The organism is Cytophagaceae bacterium (assembly GCA_016722655.1).
GTDB lineage: Bacteria > Bacteroidota > Bacteroidia > Cytophagales > Spirosomataceae > Leadbetterella.
Genome location: JADKIR010000004.1, coordinates 2,058,239 through 2,076,599 on the forward strand (window position 1 = coordinate 2,058,239; position 18,361 = coordinate 2,076,599).

13 protein-coding genes, 1 pseudogene and 1 riboswitch are annotated in these 18,361 nt (G+C 38.2%); of the genes and pseudogenes, 5 read left to right on the forward strand and 9 right to left on the reverse strand.

Features of this window, described 5'->3' with window-relative positions; all coding sequences use genetic code 11:
- Window positions 1-87: 87 nt before the first annotated feature.
- Entirely contained in the window at window positions 88-690 is a 603-nt protein-coding gene (locus tag IPP61_09430) for an OmpH family outer membrane protein (GenBank protein ID MBL0325386.1), read from the reverse strand.
- Between the two features lie 114 nt (window positions 691-804).
- Here IPP61_09430 and IPP61_09435 point away from each other — a divergent pair, with 114 nt between their 5' ends.
- Window positions 805-1,599, forward strand: a complete 795-nt coding sequence (locus tag IPP61_09435) for an SUMF1/EgtB/PvdO family nonheme iron enzyme (GenBank protein ID MBL0325387.1) — start codon at window positions 805-807, stop codon at window positions 1,597-1,599.
- 3 nt (window positions 1,600-1,602) lie between these two features.
- Here the strand turns inward: IPP61_09435 and IPP61_09440 are convergent, their stop codons facing one another.
- The 6 genes from IPP61_09440 to IPP61_09465 all read right to left on the reverse strand — a co-directional run bounded on the left by IPP61_09440 (window position 1,603) and on the right by IPP61_09465 (window position 10,304).
- Entirely contained in the window at window positions 1,603-2,967 is a 1,365-nt protein-coding gene (locus tag IPP61_09440) for a PDZ domain-containing protein (protein ID MBL0325388.1), read from the reverse strand.
- Window positions 2,968-3,121: 154 nt separating this feature from the next.
- Window positions 3,122-4,459 carry a TldD/PmbA family protein gene (locus IPP61_09445; protein ID MBL0325389.1) on the reverse strand — a complete coding sequence of 446 codons (1,338 nt, stop codon included), beginning with the start codon at window positions 4,457-4,459 and terminating at the stop codon, window positions 3,122-3,124.
- Window positions 4,460-4,638: 179 nt separating this feature from the next.
- A complete protein-coding gene (locus IPP61_09450) occupies window positions 4,639-6,279 on the reverse strand; it encodes a TldD/PmbA family protein (GenBank protein ID MBL0325390.1) in 1,641 nt (546 codons plus the stop codon).
- Between the two features lie 690 nt (window positions 6,280-6,969).
- A complete protein-coding gene (locus IPP61_09455; GenBank protein MBL0325391.1) occupies window positions 6,970-7,194 on the reverse strand; it encodes a cysteine-rich CWC family protein in 225 nt (74 codons plus the stop codon).
- Between the two features lie 60 nt (window positions 7,195-7,254).
- Entirely contained in the window at window positions 7,255-8,352 is a 1,098-nt protein-coding gene (locus IPP61_09460; GenBank protein ID MBL0325392.1) for a DUF5074 domain-containing protein, read from the reverse strand.
- Window positions 8,353-8,360: 8 nt separating this feature from the next.
- A complete protein-coding gene (locus IPP61_09465; protein ID MBL0325393.1) occupies window positions 8,361-10,304 on the reverse strand; it encodes a TonB-dependent receptor in 1,944 nt (647 codons plus the stop codon).
- Between the two features lie 50 nt (window positions 10,305-10,354).
- A riboswitch (cobalamin riboswitch) is annotated at window positions 10,355-10,561 on the reverse strand.
- A 507-nt stretch (window positions 10,562-11,068) separates the two neighbouring features.
- Here IPP61_09465 and IPP61_09470 point away from each other — a divergent pair.
- Both IPP61_09470 and IPP61_09475 read left to right on the forward strand, forming a co-directional pair.
- A complete protein-coding gene (locus IPP61_09470) occupies window positions 11,069-13,495 on the forward strand; it encodes a TonB-dependent receptor (GenBank protein MBL0325394.1) in 2,427 nt (808 codons plus the stop codon).
- Window positions 13,496-13,563: 68 nt separating this feature from the next.
- Window positions 13,564-15,900: a TonB-dependent receptor gene (locus IPP61_09475; protein ID MBL0325395.1), complete on the forward strand. Its 2,337-nt coding sequence runs from the start codon at window positions 13,564-13,566 to the stop codon at window positions 15,898-15,900.
- On the opposite strand, the gene IPP61_09480 is transcribed toward IPP61_09475, so the two are convergent.
- Together IPP61_09480 and IPP61_09485 are read right to left on the reverse strand one after the other, a co-directional pair.
- Window positions 15,888-16,307: a putative toxin-antitoxin system toxin component, PIN family gene (locus IPP61_09480; GenBank protein ID MBL0325396.1), complete on the reverse strand. Its 420-nt coding sequence runs from the start codon at window positions 16,305-16,307 to the stop codon at window positions 15,888-15,890. The genes IPP61_09475 and IPP61_09480 overlap by 13 nt on opposite strands.
- Entirely contained in the window at window positions 16,297-16,518 is a 222-nt protein-coding gene (locus IPP61_09485) for a hypothetical protein (protein ID MBL0325397.1), read from the reverse strand. The genes IPP61_09480 and IPP61_09485 overlap by 11 nt, the downstream gene beginning before the upstream one ends.
- Before the next feature lie 37 nt (window positions 16,519-16,555).
- Between IPP61_09485 and IPP61_09490 the strand changes: the two are divergent.
- Window positions 16,556-17,673: pseudogene (locus IPP61_09490) on the forward strand (PepSY domain-containing protein).
- A gap of 407 nt (window positions 17,674-18,080) precedes the next feature.
- Window positions 18,081-18,353 carry a winged helix-turn-helix transcriptional regulator gene (locus tag IPP61_09495; protein MBL0325398.1) on the forward strand — a complete coding sequence of 91 codons (273 nt, stop codon included), beginning with the start codon at window positions 18,081-18,083 and terminating at the stop codon, window positions 18,351-18,353.
- Window positions 18,354-18,361 lie beyond the last annotated feature (8 nt).

Here is an 18,361-nt window from a genome sequence, read left to right on the forward strand (position 1 = left end):
AAAGCCCCGAATTGACTTCGCTAAACAGGAAAAAGGCTTAAGTCCGAATAAATAACGGACTTTAATTCCAACGAAAAACTTGTAGAATTATTTCTTTGTACCAACAGGACTACCTAAGGCCGCCAGTACAGCATCAGAAATATTGTCGCGACCGCCATCTCCTGCATAAAGAACCGTTTTCCCTGTCATCAGATTTTCATTTTTATTTCTCAAAATGACAAATTTATAGCCTTTTTGGTTAGCTACAATTTCAGCGGTTTTCTTGATGTTTTCTTTGATTTTGACAATCCCATCACCTATCATCATCTGGATTTCTTTTTCAGCTTCACGTTGGAAGTTTTCTGAGGCTTCTTTTATTTCCTGTACGCTTTTTAATTTGGCAGTGAGTTTTTCGGTGGTCATAGAATCCAGATTTTTCATACTGCTTTGATATTCAAGATTTTTAGTCTGATACTCCAAAGCCATTTTGTTAAAGGTTTCCTGGTATGCCTCCTGCTTTTTCTTTACTTCAGCGTCAAGTGTTTTCACCAGATTATATTTTTCAAATATATAGTCCTCATATATATATGCCCATTTGAAACCATTGGCAACTTTGGCCTTGGGTTGATTACTTTGTGCCGGTTTTTTGGTTTGTGAAAATGCGGTAATACTTACCAAAACAATTAAAAGACCTAAGATGTAGTTTTTCATTTAAAAAAGTATGAAATAATTTTTACCAAAATAACCCATAAAAGCCGACAAAACGAAATGGTTTTTATTTTTTGGAGAAAAAACCTGATAAATTTGTCTTTTCTCAAATTAAACGTGAAAACATCCAGATTAGGTGTAATGTTGGGCTTTAGCCTCATTTCGTTTTTGGTATTTTCTTGTCAAAAAGACCAGGAAATCATCGAACGGAATGGAATGATTTTTATTGAAGGCAATAAAGAAATCAAGAGTTTTTGGATGGATAAGAATCCAGTAACAGTGGCAGAGTTCTCAAGGTTTGTAAAAGCAACAGGTTATGTAACCGAAGCCGAAAAGTTTGGAGATGCAGGCTTTTTTGACTTTCAAACCGGCGAATGGGGTTTAAAAAAAGGAGCATACTGGAAATACCCACTTGGAAAAGATACAACTGCAGCACCGTTAAATCATCCTGTAACTCAGGTAAGTTATAATGATGCCATGGCTTATTGCAAATGGGCTAAAAAACGGCTCCCGACGAGTATTGAGTTTGTTTTTTCAGAAAAAAATGCTCAACAAGATTATGAAAAAACTTATACCTGGGGTGATGATTTCTATGAAAATAATAAATATAAGGCCAATTTCTGGCAGGGAGTTTTTCCAATAAGCAATACGGCCGATGATGGTTTTTTGACCACTTCACCCGTGGGATACTTCGGTTCAAATCAGCTAGGTCTCAACGATATGGGCGGAAATGTATGGCAATGGTGCTCTGATGAAAGCCGAAAACGCCCCGGCGAATGGAATCAGCGAGGCGGTTCGTTTTTGTGTGATCCTAAAGTTTGTCATGGCTTCAAAATTGGGGGTACTTCATCTTCAACCAAAGAAACCTCCCTTATGCATTTGGGATTTAGGTGCATAAAGGATGCGGAATGAGGGTTATTTAGTCAAAAAGGGATTGTGATTATCATAATGATGAAGCTCATCTTTAAAATGAACTTTATGGTACCCAGAGCTTAGTTGATTTTCTTCGATTGTTCCAGAGATGATGTCCAGCGTTTTTCTGAGCAATGTTTCATTGGTGTTTCCTATTGGGATAAATGGCAAAATATTGTCATCAGTTTTGTAATCTGGGATAAAGCCATCGGGTCTGGCGTTTTCAGTTTGACCTTTAGCATTATAATAGCTTGAAAATGCAGGCATTATTACATAAGGAAACTTGTCGGTCTCGTCAGTAATGATAGTGGAAATTACACTTTTTCCAAAGGTATTGTTGCCCACTGTGATTACATTCATTTTAGCCTTTAGTGCACTGATTATCAATTCAGAAGATGAACTGCTTGAGCGGGAAGTAATCATGAAAACACGTGGTAAATATCCCAGGTTATAGGTTTCCGGAACCCAACCTCTGAGAGCTTCTTTGGTTCCGAATCTTTTAAAATATTGTTCGGTTTGATTTGAATTTGTAATAGCTCCAAACATGGTTTCTGAAGGATTGAGATTCTGGACAATAAACGATGCCACAACTTCAGAGTTTGGGGTAAATCCCCCCGGATTAAACCTCAGGTCAACAATGAGGTCATCTATTTGATTTTCTTTGAAATATTTAAATACACTCAGGAGATCATCATCAATAAAACTCAAAAACTGCCCAAAAGCAAAATAACCTATTTTTCTGCCATTTTCATTGATTATTCTATAATCGAGAATGGGGTCAACCTGGTATTTGTTTTTTGAAATGGAAATTGTAAATGGTTGGTTGTCGGTGTGAGTGCCTTCTAATTTTATGGAGTTTTGAGCTAGAATTTCAATAATATTGGTTTTAATACTTAAAGGCAGACCGTTTATTTTAGTAATTATATCTCCTCTTTTCAATCCCGATTTTTCTGCTGGACTATTCTTATCAACCAATGATATCACCAATTGCTCTTTCTTTTCAAATTCATCTTTCAGAACTTCTCTGTATCGAAAACCAAATGCCACAGGAGTGCCATTCCAGAAATTTAGCACTTCATTTCGATCATGATGAAAATATGAAAACCAATCTTTTTCTTTGTACACTAATGTTTTGAAATATTCGGCCGGGGGCAAAAGTTTGTTGGTTTTTGATTCTTCCGGCATTTTGTCTTCCCAGCGATAGTTGATTTTCATTTGCTGGTATATCCAGGTATTGTCATCCTCATATTCTTTGGAGGTTAGAATGGTCGAAGTGCTGTCTTTTTTTTGTATCGGAATAGGCTGAGGTTCATTTTTAGTGCATGACCACATCATCCAGCAAAACATGGAAATAATAGCAAATCTCAATTTATTTTTGGTTTACAGGTACAAATCCGCAATTTCAGAAAATCTGATCAATTATTAAAAATACATACAAATTTTAATCCTTTTTTTGCTGAATAACAAAAATAGCAAGCCTTTTACAACTTGCTATGTGTTTTATTTATAAATATTTACCTATTTACACCGCATCACTCAAACTTGAGAATGTAAATTCCCGGATTTTCATCGGAGGTATCAGATAGTTTTGATCTGATTCGGTGCTCACTACTCGCTCGGGTATGCCCAGCGTTTCGAGGTTATTGAGCATGATAATCGGGCTTTCGTTAAATCTCAGGTTTTTGATGGGATGTTTGATTTTTCCGTTTTCGATATAGAAAGTTCCGTCGCGGGTCAACCCTGTCAGAAGCAAGGTTTGAGGATCCACCGGCCTGATGTACCATAATTTTGTGACCAAAATCCCTTTTTTGGTACTTTTTATCATTTCTTCCAGGCTGGTTGTACCGCCTTCCATAATCATATTGGTAGGGCCAGGAATCGAATTCACACCTTTTTCTTTTGCCCAGAATCTCGAATAATTAAGATTTTTAACCACACCTTTGTCAATCCACTTCATTTTGCCTACTGCCTCGCCGTCACCAGCAAAAGGAGAAGAAGGCAGCTCAGGATTTGTTGGGTCAGAATAAAAAGTCACCCTTTCATCCACAATTTTTTCACCTAATTTGGTCTTGCCTCCCGGCTTGCTAAAAAACGAGCGACCTTCATCTGCACTGCGGGCGTCCATCCCGAAAAATATGTTTTCAAGTAAAACTGATGCAGCCGTGGGTTCCAGAATCACTGTGTATTTTCCCGGTTCAATGGCTTTGGCATCAACAGAAGCTTTGGCTTTTTGTAAGGCAATTTTGGTGGCTTTAACGGTATCCAGTTTATCAAAGTCATTATAACCTTTCGATACATAACCTGAGCCTTTCCCGTCTTCGGTGCGAACCGTCAGTGAGAAATTGACATTGGATGCCGGAAAATATGCAAAAAGTCCTTTGCTGTTCATAAGAGCACTGTAGCCATGCTGGTCATTGAGAAAACCTGCGGCCACTACTTTTTCATTTTGACATAAATTTAGGCTCTGAGCTACTTTTTCTGCTCTTTTAGCCGGGTTAATATTTGCTGTTGATTCATAAAGGGCTTTGGTTTTCAGATAAGTTTGGGGCCCAAGTACTCCCATGTATTCCGGGTTTTCGGGTGCAAGTTTTGCCAATTCTTCAGAGCGACGGACCACTTTTTCGAGTGAGGCTTCATCAAACTCGTCAATGGTGGCCACGCCCACTTTTTTTCCGTAGGCAGAGCTCACCACTATGTTTTTGTTGGTGAGAGCACCGCTGGTCGAAACCTCGTTACGTGCATATCTGATATTGCCGCGGTATTCGCCCGATATATTTATTTCGCATTCGTCGGCCCTGGAGTAGCTCAGAATTTTCTGACATAGAGCTTTGGCCTCTGCTTCATTGAGTATTACATTCATTTTTTGTTCAGTTTTTTGAGTTTTTAATTTTGGGAATTTTTAATGGCAACAGGTGTAATTAAAAAGGCAACAGAAATATGGCAACAGGCAGCAGTTAATTTTGGACCGGTCTGACCTTCGGTGCTGACCTATCATTTTCTATCTTACCAAGTTTCTAAATACCACCTTTCCAACTCTTTTTAAATCTTCCTTGCTGTATTAATCACATTTACCCCGTTAAACCTGGCAGTACTACTTCCATGCGACACCGCACTTACCTGTTGGGGCTGACCTTTTCCATCGAAAAATGAGCCTCCCAGACGAAAATCCTTTTCATCACAGATTTTACTACAGCTGTTCCAAAACTCCTGTGTATTAGACTGATATGCCACATCTTTCAGCATTCCGGCTATTTTTCCCTCTTTAATTTCATAGAAAAGCTGACCGCCAAACTGAAAATTATATCGTTGCTGATCAATCGAAAACGAACCATCACCTATGATGTAAATGCCTTTTTCAACGTTTTTAATCATTTCATCCACACTTAAGGGAGACATGCCGGGTGCCAATGATACATTTGGCATACGTTGAAACTGCACGTTGGTCCAGTTATCGGCATAGCAGCAACCATGCGACTCGGTTTCTCCCAAAATATGCACCTGATCTCTGATGGCCTGATAGTTGACCAGTGTTCCGTCTTTTACCAGATCCCAACGTTTGGTTTTCACACCTTCGTCGTCCCAGCCTACAGCTCCGAGTGAACCTTCCTGAAGTTTATCAGCGAAAAGCGTCACTTCTTTAGAACCATACTGGAAATTTTTCGACTGCCATTTATCTAATGTTGCAAAAGAAGTACCTGCAAAATTGGCTTCATAACCCAACACACGGTCAAGCTCTAATGGATGCCCCACTGACTCATGAATCGTGAGCCAAAGGTGAGAAGGATCCAACACGAGGTCGTATTTTCCGGCCTCTACTGACTTGGCTGAAAGCTTTTCTTTGGTTTGATGTGATGCTGCAATCACGTCTTCGAGCATATCATAACCTTTGTTGTATCGGGTGGTGATACCGGTAATTTTATCCGAAGGATCGATGCTCAAATACTCATATCCCATACCCATAGGGGCACTCAGCGACTGACGTGTCTCAAACTTTCCGCTTTTTGGGTCGATACAAGTAACATTAAATACCGGCCAGATTCGGTGAACGTCCTGGTCGATATACGATCCGTCGGAACTTGCGAAATATTTCTGCTCGTTGACCATAAACAAGAAGGAGTTTACATAATTGGCTCCGTTTTTCATGGCAGCGTCATTAACCCCCAGCAATAAATCCACTTTTTCCTGAATCGGCACTTCAAAGGCATTCCTGCTAATCGGGGCTTTCCAACTTACTTCGCCGTAACCTTTTTGAGGAGCTAGCACCACCGGGTTTTTAAGTAGTTTTGCATTGGCTTTCGCAATGGCTACGGCTTCTTCGGCTGCTTTTGCAGTGTCGGTCTCAGATTTGGCATCCACCACGGCAGCAAAGCCCCAGCAACCGTCGGCGATTACTCGTACCCCTACGCCATACGACTCGGTGTTGACGATGTTCTGCACTTTGTCTTCACGGGTTACCACATACTGGTTGAGGTATCGGCCAATTCGCACGTCGGTGTAAGAGGCACCTTTGGCTTTGGCGGCATTGAGGGCGGCGTCAGCGAGTCGTTTTTTTACTGCTATATCCACTCCTCCATTGAGCAGGGCTTCCTGGCTTACATTTCGGCCAAAGACCGGGATATTGGGCAACATAGCGGCTCCCAATCCCATCCCTGATAATTGTAGAAAATCTCTTCTTCTCAAGGTAAATAGTTTTTAAGATTAGTGTTAAAAAAGTAAATAGCTCCGGGATATCAGATACGATTTATCATTTCTTAAGAAACCAGGAATTTAAAATTTCTTTGAAATAACCGGGTAAAAGGATAATACGTCTTTGATTCCTGAAAGTAAATATATTTAAACAGAAAGATGATACAATACCTCTGGAGGTTGTAAAATGACAAATGGATAATTTGGAGGGGTGGATGGCAGAGAATTAAGAAATTTTATGATTTTGAATTGACTTATTTTTTAAATTTATTCTAAAAAACTATATCAACTACAATTGCTATACCTTGAAATAAGTGCAATGATGAAAATTTATTTAAAAAACAAAATAAACCCTTCGGGTGGAAATTTCCGCTCGTAAATGGGTTAAAATGGAAAATTTCAGGCTTTTCTCAGCTTTCCTTTTTCTTGCCTCCAAACATAAATATCAATACAGCGGCTACAAGACCAATACATACCAGGCCAAAAACTGCCAACATGAAAATTCCGTTACCGTAAGAAACCAGAGGAATAAAACTTTTAATCATTACTTATTTGTTTTTAAAACATAAAGCTATAAGGTAAAAAGACAAAATTTAATGACTTTTGTCACATTGACCATGAAGCTATTAAGAGTTGTATTTTTTAGTTTTTAAAAAAAAAGGAAATGGGATTTCTGAAATTGCCTCAAAGAGGTAAAACTGAATCTTCGTATTGTTTTTTTAGTATTTTTAAGCAATTAATACAAATACACTCATAACCTCCTATTTGAGTATTTAAAGTGTTTTTTATGAATAAAAGCGTCTCCTCGTTGAGATTGACTTTCATGCAGTCGCACTTTTGAATACTGTTTACCTTACAAACAAAAGACTCGCCACATAAAGGGCATGTTTCTGCCGCATGTTTTTCCATTCCTTTTATTTTTTAAAAAATCCGAAAATGCCATTTTTGACATTCCCGGATGTTATATTTTTATTTTTTGAAGAAAAACTTACCGGGTGCTATCTCTGCCTTTACTGAATCGATGAGAGAGCCGTCGGATTTAAAGCGAAATACATAGCCGGCTTGTTTAAAAGATGGCACCAAACCTGCGTAAATATTGCCGGTTTGTGGGTCAACGGCCATGCCACCACCAAAAAGCCGGTTAATAAACGGTGTCTTTGCTTCGACAGCAGTGGCAGAAGTTTTAAATGCATACGTTTCTCCTTTTTGTTTCCAGCCATCGGCAGCATCATAAAAGGAATGAGTAAAATAAATGGTATTTTTATCGGCACTCATCACAAATGAACCCGGTGATTTTGCCGAATTGGAAGACGTAATTTTAATTTTACCATCTACAGATTTACTGCTGGTGTTGATTTTTTGAAGTTCATTCCCTGCAAAAACCCAAAGTTGTCCACCGGCATCAGCACCGATGATTTCAGGGTTAAGGCCAACAGGAATGATCTGTTTCACAGCATCAGTGTTTACATCGATAACCGAAATGGTATTTTTTACTGATCCGCTATTCCCAACAAATACTTCATTTCCTACGATCTGCATGGATTCGGCTCCATTTTCTACCGCTATTTTTTTTGTAATTTTATTAGTAACTAAATCCAAAACCGCTACATATCCAGGATTTTTGAAAAAATTAGAATAATCACCTGTGGCATCCCACGCACTGATATAGGCTTTAGTTTCTGAAACCTTGAGCACATTTCTTGGGTTTTCAATCTCAGTGGAAGGAATAGTGGCTAAACTTTTTAAAGTATGAGCATTTACAATTTCCAACAAATCTTTTCCAGCCGTAGAATTATCCACCAATATTATTCCTTTATCGTTTACTTCGGTATAACCACTAATTCCTCCCGTTAAAGCTCTCAGGTTTTCTTTTTGGAAAATATCTGTCATAACAGATTGTCCGGTTCTTTGTAAATGACTCAGGGTGCCATTGTTGTCGGTAAAATTTCCGGCGTTAATCACAATCACTCCGCTGTCATAAGGTTGTGGTGTTTCAGGATCAGTTTTTTCACATGAAATTAAAATGCTCACTGAAAGCAAAGAAAATAGTAAGGTATTGATTTTCATATATTTAGTTATTTTTTCTGATTAAAAATGAAAATGACATTAAGCGAAACCGATCTCATCGGCATCGCATTTTTTTTCATATTGGGATACAAAGTGTTACTCAGGTTATTGCCTTGCAACTGTGTATGAATACTATTTTGTCTGATTTTTAATTTATAAGAAATCCAACCATTCAACAGGTAATAAGGCGGGAATGGCTTACCACTGTGGTCAAATGTGATGAAACGACTGGAATTAAACATCTGCTGGGCAGTAACAGACCAAGCACTTTTTGTGAGCGAAAGCGTATTGCTCATGCTATGCCTGGGCACGTAAATCAATTGTTTACCCAGAATATCTTCTGTATATGGACCATAAGCTTTTTGTTGAGAAGAGTGTGTGAGGGCATATTGGAATTGGCAATTTATTTCAGTTTTTTGCAAAATCAGTTTTGTACTGGTTTCAATTTCAATCCCTTTTGCGAGTACCTGTTGCAGGTTTTCGACCCTATAGTTTTTGCCAGGATTCCAGTATGTCCAGTTGTCAATCAGGTTATGAAAAACAGAAACTCCATATTGCTGATGGAAGATTTCAGAAGTCCTTCTTTTCCAGATCAATCCGATTTCTTTGTTAAAACCCACCTCAGGTTTCAAATCGGGGTTGCCCAGATTGACCCAATATCTTTCGTTTAAAGTGGGCACCCGGTAGCTGTATGCCAGATTGCCACTGAGGTTAATCCGGTCAGTTTTTCCATCAAAAATCCTGTAGTCGATACCGAGAGAAGGGGTAAATGGTGGATTAAAGCCTTGTACCAAAGCCTGCCGCATGTTTAAGGAGGTCGTTAACCGCTGACTATACTGATAACGGAGCAAGGCATAAAAATCAGCCCGGTTTTCAGAAATTTGATTTCCGCCATAGCCATCTACTTTTGCTGCATAATGCACAAATTCTCCTCCAATTTTTAGATTGGTGCCTCTGTCACAGCTTTTTATCCAGGAAAAATCGTGTTCTGTTCTGAAAATGTACCTGTCAATGTCAGTGTGGCTGGGATTTTGATTTTCTGCCTTTCCATAGTCCATCACATCGCTGATATAGGCCGCTCGAAAAAGCGTTTTTCCCAGATTATAAGCCAAAACCACTTTGTCAGATCTGCTATCGGTAATTTCTCTCAAGGGGATATTTCCCGGTTGAATGGTCACATTATTGTCAGAAAGCCAGAGATTTAGGCTCAACATGTTTCCGTTATTTTTCATCGCAAAAAAATCCTGAACAAAACCTATTTGATGGGTAGTGGTTGGTTCAACCTGATACTGCCGGCCTCTTCGGTCACTGATGGGCCCTGTCCCGAAATTGTTCTTATTGTTTGAACCATAAAACAGGGTTTTACCTGAAAATTTCCAATTTGGATTTTCCTTAAAAAATCTCAGTCCTGTTTGTGCAGCAAAGTTTTCTGAGCTTTCAGCACTCACTCCGGTTATGGCCTGAATACCTTTTTGATTAAATTTTGGTACAGATCGGAGCAAAATACTCCCGCCCACGGCATCGGTACCTACGCAACTGGCAGCAGAGCCATACTGAATGCTCATTTCATCAAATCCGGTCATAGGTAAGGTGGAAAAATCGGAAAGACCCACAGATGGAGAGTTTACATTGACCCCATTCCAAATTACTGCGGTGTGACTTGGAGAGGTACCTCTAAAAGAAATAGTTGCTAACTGACCTGCTCCATAGCTTTTAAAGGCAATTGGTGATTGAAATTGCAGGAAATTGGAAAGATTGGTGAATTGGTTTTGAGCAAATTGTGCTGAATCCACAGTACGTACTTTCTGACCCGTCATAAACCTTTCGGGTCTTATGGCCGTGATCGTAACTTCACATAAAGTCTGTTCTTTTTGGGCAAAAGTATAGCTTAAGGTAGCAAAAAATACCCCTGTCAGCATTACAATGCGTGCAAAAAATTCACGCCTATCCATCAATAAAAAAAAATTGAAAATGTCCGCCGGTCTCATCCTCCGTAAGAAATCAGCATAAAATTGTTTATGGTAGGTCTCCTGACTCGTTTCTTGTTTTCACACCTTCCCGCCATATTTTTGATGACAGTGGTAAAGCAGATTGAAAACAAACAAATGAAACTTACAGTTGCGGGGACAGTTCCCGATTTCAACGGGATTCCCTATTAAGCAAGCAGATAAATGAGCTATCCGTATGCACCACAAACTTGGCTCAAAGGTAGGTGAGTGTTTCAAAAATACAAATATTCATTATCATTTTTTGTAGAATAATTAACTGATTTTTATCAGAAAATATATTAAAAAACTGATTATCAGACATTAAACATTCCGACAAACCTGCAAAAGTAAAATTTGGGAGAGCCTACTTATTTTTGGGATTGAAAATCATTCAGGTTGATCAAAGGCCAAAAATTCAGGATTTCTATATTTTATCTCTTGAGAATTAGCCTGCCTTTTTTTCTCAATGGTATCCAAGTTAAATAGAAACATTTTTTGAACTAATATTTTTTATGGTACTAATAAATAAGAAAAACTGCTCTTAAAATATTCATTCAAAATACATTAAAGTATTTATTGCAGAGAATCTGTAAATTTAAAAAGCATTGAAAAGTTTTTTTATTTAAAATAATTCTAAATAAAAGTTATTATTATTTGGAATGATTCTAAAGAGAGCTTAATTTTGGGCTTTATTTATAATAAGTCTAAACCTAAATTAAGATTTTCGAATGATTTCAAGGATTTTTACTATTTCAATATTATTCCTATTTAGCATTACAGTTTATGGACAGAAAGCTGCATTGGTTGGTAAGGTGACTGATAAAACAGGCGAGCTTCTTATAGGGGCTAATGTTAAGCTAAAAGGAACTGTAAGGGGAGTTCAGACCAATACCGATGGTGAATATGTAATTAAGGGATTAAACGCAGGAGAATATACCATTGTGGTTTCACTTGTTGGCCTTAAAACTAAAGAATTGTCACTTTCAATTAAGGAAGCAGAGCTTAAAACTCTTGATTTTGTACTTGAAAATGACACATATACATTAAAAGATGTTCAAATCGTAGCGAGCAGGGGAGTAAGAGGAAATGAGCATTTGGCCGAAATAGAAGGTTATTCTATCAATGCTACCAAAAAAAATGAGGTAATCAAGCTTGAAAATATTAATGCCAATCTGGCGATGAATAATAGCCGGCAGATTTTTAGTCGTACACCGGGTATTTCGGTTTGGGAAAACGATGGATCAGGTATTCAATTGGGCGTGGCCTCACGTGGCTTAAGTCCCAACCGATCATGGGAATTTAACGTCAGGATGAATGGCTTTGACATCACCCCTGACCCTATGGGATATCCTGAGGCGTATTATACTCCACCAATGGAGGTAGTTGATAGAATTGAAATAGTGCGTGGAGCGTCTTCTTTGCAATATGGTCCGCAATTTGGGGGACTTATGAATTTCGTACTTCGTAAACCTGATATTTCTACCCGAATTACATTGGAATCTCAAAACACAGTCGGAAGCAATGGACTGTTCAGTACATTTAATTATATAGGTGGAACCGAAGGTCGCCTTAGCTACACTGCTTACTATCAGAAGCGTTTTGGAGATGGATGGCGAGAAAATAATTATTTTAACACTGACCATGCCCATGGAGAAGTGAGTTTTGCAGTCACAAATAAGTTAAAAATTGGGGCTGAAATTACCTACATGACCTACAAAAGTCAGCAGGCGGGTGGTCTGACAGATGCACAGTTTTCCCAGAATGCCCGTCAGAGTGTGCGAAGCCGAAACTGGTTCAGTACGCCATGGCTGGTTCCTTCGATTTCGGCTGAGTATATTTTTAGTGACAAAACAAAATTGAGCTGGAAATCCTTCGGTGTAATTGCAGAAAGAAGTAGTGTAGGAATGGTCTCAGCTATTACTACGGTTGACAATTTAACTTCTAATCGCCAAGTTGACAGGGATTTTTATAATAATATTGGCTCAGAACTTAGATTTATTACTGATTATAATTTTTTTGGGAAAAACAATTCCCTTGCAAGTGGGTTGCGGTATTATAACGGAAATATTGATCGCCAGCAGCAGGGAAAAGGTAGTACAGGAAAAGATATGAACTTCGAAATTGAAGGCGATTTTCCCCGTGATTTAGATTTTAACAATATCAACAAAGCAGCATTTTTCGAAAACATTTTCAGGTTTTCCAATAAGTTTTTAATTACCGCCGGAGCAAGAGTTGAAAACATAAGCTCAACCATGAAGGGGCGTTTTAGCATGACAAATGGGCAGCCAAACAATCTTTCTCCTATTGATCGTAACCGCACATTTTTGTTATTTGGAGGTGGTGTTGAATACCACTTGACTTCTCAAACGGAGTTCTATTCCAATATTTCACAGGCTTACAGACCCGTTATGATTTCTGATCTGACCCCACCTGCTACTACTGATATTATTGATGAAAATCTTCAGGATGCAAGGGGTTATAATTTTGATTTTGGATACAGAGGAAAAGCAGGAAATTATCTAAATTTTGACGTGGATTATTTCTTCGTTAATTACAATAATCGTATCGGTACCATCACCCAAACTAATTCAGCTAACCAACGATACCAATTTCGGACAAATTTGGGTCGCTCAGTTAGTAAGGGTTTTGAAGGATATATAGAATTTGACCCAATCACAGCATTTTTTAAGAAATCAAAATTGGGTTACATAAGTCTTTTTGCTTCTATTGCTTATATTGATGCTACTTACAAGGACTTTATGACCACTTCTGTGCTTAACGGACAGATTGTTGAGAGTAATTTGTCAGGAAAAAAAGTGGAAAATGCTCCCGGGAAAATAAATCGTTTCGGTGCAACTTACCATAAAAAAGGTTTTTCTGTAACCTGGCAACTTAGTGATATTGGAAAAGCATATTCCGATGCCACAAATACTGAAGTAGCCAATGCAGCCGCAACTACTGGTGTTATTCCTGCATATACGGTTCAGGATTTATCTGCAAGTCTGAAATTTGCAAAACATTACAACATAAAAGGCGGAATAAATAATCTGACAGATGAAAGGTATTTTACCCGTCGTGCCGGTGGCTATCCTGGTCCCGGAATTTTGCCGGCAGATGGCCGCACATTTTATGTTTCAGCCGGTATTAAATTTTAAAAACAATAAGTGAATCAAAAGTATTCCCCTTCTTTTTTGTATATATATTTATAATTAGTCTAAATAAAATGAAAAAAATATTAATTTTATTTTTGCTTTCAAATGCAGTTTTGGCTCAAAATGCCATTTTAAAAGGGAAAGTCAGTACTTCAGATCATAAAGTGGCCTCTTTTGTAAATATTATTTTGAAAGGTACAAGCAAAGGTGCCTCGGCAGATGAGCAAGGAAATTATGCAATTCAAAATATAAAATCAGGAAACTACACGGTTATAGCCAGTTTTGTGGGTCTGAAAACCCAAAGTAAGAAAATTGAAATCAAGGAAAATCAGACAATGGTGCTTGATTTTGAGCTGGAAGAAGACGCTAATCAATTGCAGGAAGTGATGGTGACCGCAAACCCCAGCAAATATGTAACGGATTATCCTTCGGTTTCACTGAGATTAAAAACCCCCTTGCTTGAAATTCCTCAAAACATACAGGTTATCAATCGGCAGGTGTTGCAAGACCAGCAAATATTTGACATGCAGGAAGGTGTAATCAGAAATGTTAGCGGAGCAACACGGTCTGAACACTGGGAAAACTACGCCAGAATTGTGATGCGGGGCTCAAGAGTGGCGGCTTTTAGAAACGGCATGAATGTGACCGAAACCTGGGGCCCATTGACCGAAGATATGAGTATGGTTGAGCGAATTGAATTTGTGAAAGGTCCTGCCGGATTTATGCTGGCAAGCGGAGAGCCCAGCGGATTTTACAACGTAGTGACCAAAAAACCTACCGGAATTACGAAATCAGAAGTAGGAATGACCATTGGGTCGTTTGGAACATATCGTAATACCCTCGATTTTGATGGTTTATTGAGTAAAGATGGAAAAATTCAATACAGGCTCAATCTGATGGGGCAAACCAAAGGTACCCACCGAAAATTTGAATATAACAACCGAATCTCTATTGCTCCGGTTCTAAAATTCCAAATTAATCCCCGTACTTCGCTTACTACCGAGTATAATTATCAGTATGTAAACATGTCGCCTTTGGGCTCAGCTTATGCCTATACTTCTGATGGATTGGGTACACTTCCGGTTCAGTTTTCAACTTTGGAGTCAAATATGGCACCAACCAAAATCAACGATCATTCTTTTATTGCCACACTTTCTCATGCCATTAATGACAACTGGAAATTCACCGGTCAATTGGCCTATTTACAATTTAATCAGGTCGGAAGCAGCCTTTGGCCAAGTGCTATCAGCGGTGATACTCTTAAAAGAGCCACGTCTGTTTGGGATATTCTGGGTCAGATCAGAGTTGGGCAATTTTTTGTAAACGGGGATTTTAATACCGGAAAACTCAAACACAGAATTTTGGCAGGAATTGACATGGGAGACAAAGATTTTTTTCATGACTGGAATCAGGCAGGAGCAATTGTGGGTAGCTCGCCTTTTATAGTTTCCAATCCGGTTTATGGTCAGGTTGCCGGTACAGCATATCCGGTTTTTAACAGAAGCCTAAGTGTAAAAGAAAGGGGAGTTCATTATACCAATGTTTATACTGCCTTATATGCTCAGGATGAAATCAGACTCCTAAAAGAAAAACTAAGGTTAACTCTGGCCGGCCGATACACCACCACAGGCGATGCTGATCCGTGGTCAGGTGCTGTGGATGCCGGAAAGTTTACGCCGAGAATCGGTCTTAGTTATTCTATTGATAAAAATACCAGCGTATATGGTGTTATCGATCAGTCTTTTATTCCTCAGGCTGGAGCAAGCTTTGATGGAAAAAGCTTTGACCCTATTACCGGTGACAATAAAGAGCTTGGGCTGAAAAAGGAGTGGTTGGATGGTAGATGGACAGCCACAGTTGCTGCATATCAGATTACCAAAAATAATGTTTTGACCGCAGACCCAAACCATCAGTTTTTCTCAATACAATTGGGGCAAACCAAAACCTCTGGTATCGAATTCGATATAAGAGGGCAGCTTTTTAATGGTCTTGATGTAACCATGAATTATGCGTATTCAGACGGGAAAGTGATCAAAGACACCGATAATCAGCAAGTTAATCGCCAGATTCCCGGCACTGACAAACATATTGCCAATGCCTGGCTAAATTATCGTATTCCAGAAGGAAAGGCACGTGGGCTTGGATTTTCGTTGGGTGCATCGCATGCGGCAGGCCGCTCGGCATGGTACGCTGAATACGACAAGAGTATTGACCCGAGTATGCCCGCCTATACCCGATTTGATGCAGCAACTTCTTATCAGTTAGGAAAATTTGGGGTGGCTTTGAATGTCAATAACCTGTTTAATGCCGATGTGTTTTCAGGAGCTTATTATTCCTGGAGTAAATTTTATTATTACCAAACTGAAGCATATAGAAACTTCAGGTTAAGTATCAATTATAAGTTTTGATAAATTTCTAAAAACGCTTTGGCATTTAAGATTGGGATTTCACGAATAGGATTAAGTATTAAAAGATCAGAATCACCGGTTATGACAGCATCAACACTTTCAGAAACCGCAAGACTCAAAAACATATTGTCTTTTGGATCACGACATTCTGTAATTATAATATTTGGTTCTTTTTGTGGATATCTTAAAAATACCCGTTCAATTATTTTTAGCCTGATTTCCCGTGAAAAATATTTTTCAAATTTTTCTATAAGCAAAACATTACAAAATTCTTTGAAAGTCTCTTTCGAAAATATTACCTCTCCGATATCCTCGGCCAGTTTAAGTGCGGTAGTATTGGTGGAATTTGGTGAAAGAAAAGCACTAACCAAGGCATTAGTGTCGAAAATAAAAGACTTAACTTTCATTTATGATTTCATTCAGAATTTCATTATTAAAGCCTTTTTGGTCAGCTTTTTTTCTTTCACTTTCGAGAAAATTCCAAAAATCATCATTGAATTTTTCAGAGTTATTTATTCCTGCAATAAATTGATTTTCAAGTCTTTTTCTGAGTCGAACAGGCGTTTTAAGCCACTTGCTGGCTATATCGTCATTAACTTCAATTGTGATTTTTTCCATCTCAAAAAGAATTTTACTAAATTAAAACAATAAAATATTGACTTTCAAGAAAATCATAGGAAAAATACACCTCTGGCTGGGTCTTAGCACCGGGCTGGTGGTGTTTGTTGTAAGTATTACCGGTTGCTTGTATGCTTTTCAAAAAGAAATACAGGACGCCTTACAGCCATTCAGGTTTTCAAAAGTGGAAAACAGGGAAATGTTGCCTCCTTCAACATTTGAAAAAATAGCTCGTAAACAACTGCCGGATGCTCATCTACACGCTATCAATTACCCCGGAAAAGGACGAAGCGTTGAGGCAATTTTCTATGGATTGAATCCTGAACACTATTTTATTATTTATCATAATCCTTATACGGCGGAGGTTATTCATGTGCAAAATATGGAGGAAACCTTCTTTCATTGGGTGCTGGACGGGCATTATTATTTGTGGCTCCCACCCAAAATCGGGCAGCCAATTACTTCTTATGCAACTTTGATTTTTGTGTTTATGATTTTCACCGGCCTTGTACTTTGGTGGCCCAAAAACAAGGCGGCAGCCAAACAAAGGTGTTGGTTTAGATGGAAAAATACTACTCAATGGAAGCGAAAAAATTACGACCTTCACAATATTCTGGGTTTTATAGCTCAATTTTATTGCTTATCATTTCAATTACAGGCATTTTCTTTGGTATTCAGTGGTTTACGTATCTTATATACAAGGGTACTGGCGGCGAAAAAGAACTTCTTTTTACAGAGCCGGTTTCGCAAAAAATCAAAAGTATTGGTTTTAAGAGACCTGTTACGGATTTGGTTTGGGAAAAAATGAAAACAGAACACCCGGAAGCAATTTCACTGGAAGTTCATGCGATTGAGTCAGATTCGTCGGCTATCGGAGCCAATGTCAATACCCGGCAAGATATGTATTGGAGTATCGACTATCGTTATTTTGATCAATATACACTCAAAGAAATTAAGGTAAATCATGTTTATGGCAGACTTAAAGACGCCAACACCGCCGATAAACTCATCAGGATGACATATGATATCCATACCGGCGGCATTTTAGGCTTTTCAGGCAAAGTTCTGGCATTTTTATTATCGCTTGTTGCCGCCAGTTTACCCGTAACGGGTTTTATGGTTTGGTGGGGAAGGAGGAGGAAAAACATTCTTTAATTACGTACTAGTATAGTAAATTTTAATACTGATGTATTTTTTTGGATTCCTTTAAAGGTCTCTTTGTATTGTACAAAATAATTTATAAGCCAAATATTTAAGCAATTTGTTTAAAAAGCTTGTTGAAATTGAAAAGATGACATTTGTTACAAAAATAAAATTCCTTATTTCCAATCTTTGCAATTAATTTATTTTAGTAGTTTTCTCATTGTTAATTGATACAATTTTGTTTAATTTTAAGTTGTTAAAATGTTTTAGTTTCAATATTTTCAGCTTTGTAAGAGATTAGAATTTCTTTAAAATTTGCAAAATAATATTGAAATATGAAAATATATACATTTCTTTGAATCAAAAATTTAAAACTCACGTTTATTTTGGAAGTTGCGTATAAATTAGACCTCGAAAAACTGGAAAAAGCGGCTTTGGTTTTGAAGACCGTTGCACATCCTATCAGGTTGGCGATCGTTGAGCTTTTAACTGAGCGGGAAAGCCTGTCTGTTAATGAAATATGTGATTTGTTGGGCGGAGAGCAATCACTGATTTCGCATCATTTAATAAATATGAAACTCAAAGGAGTTTTAAAGTCAACCAGAGAAGGTCAGTTTATGTTTTATTCTTTGAAAATTAAAGAGATTACTCATCTCATGGATTGTATTGAGAATTGTACTTGCAAAATGTAATTTTTTGC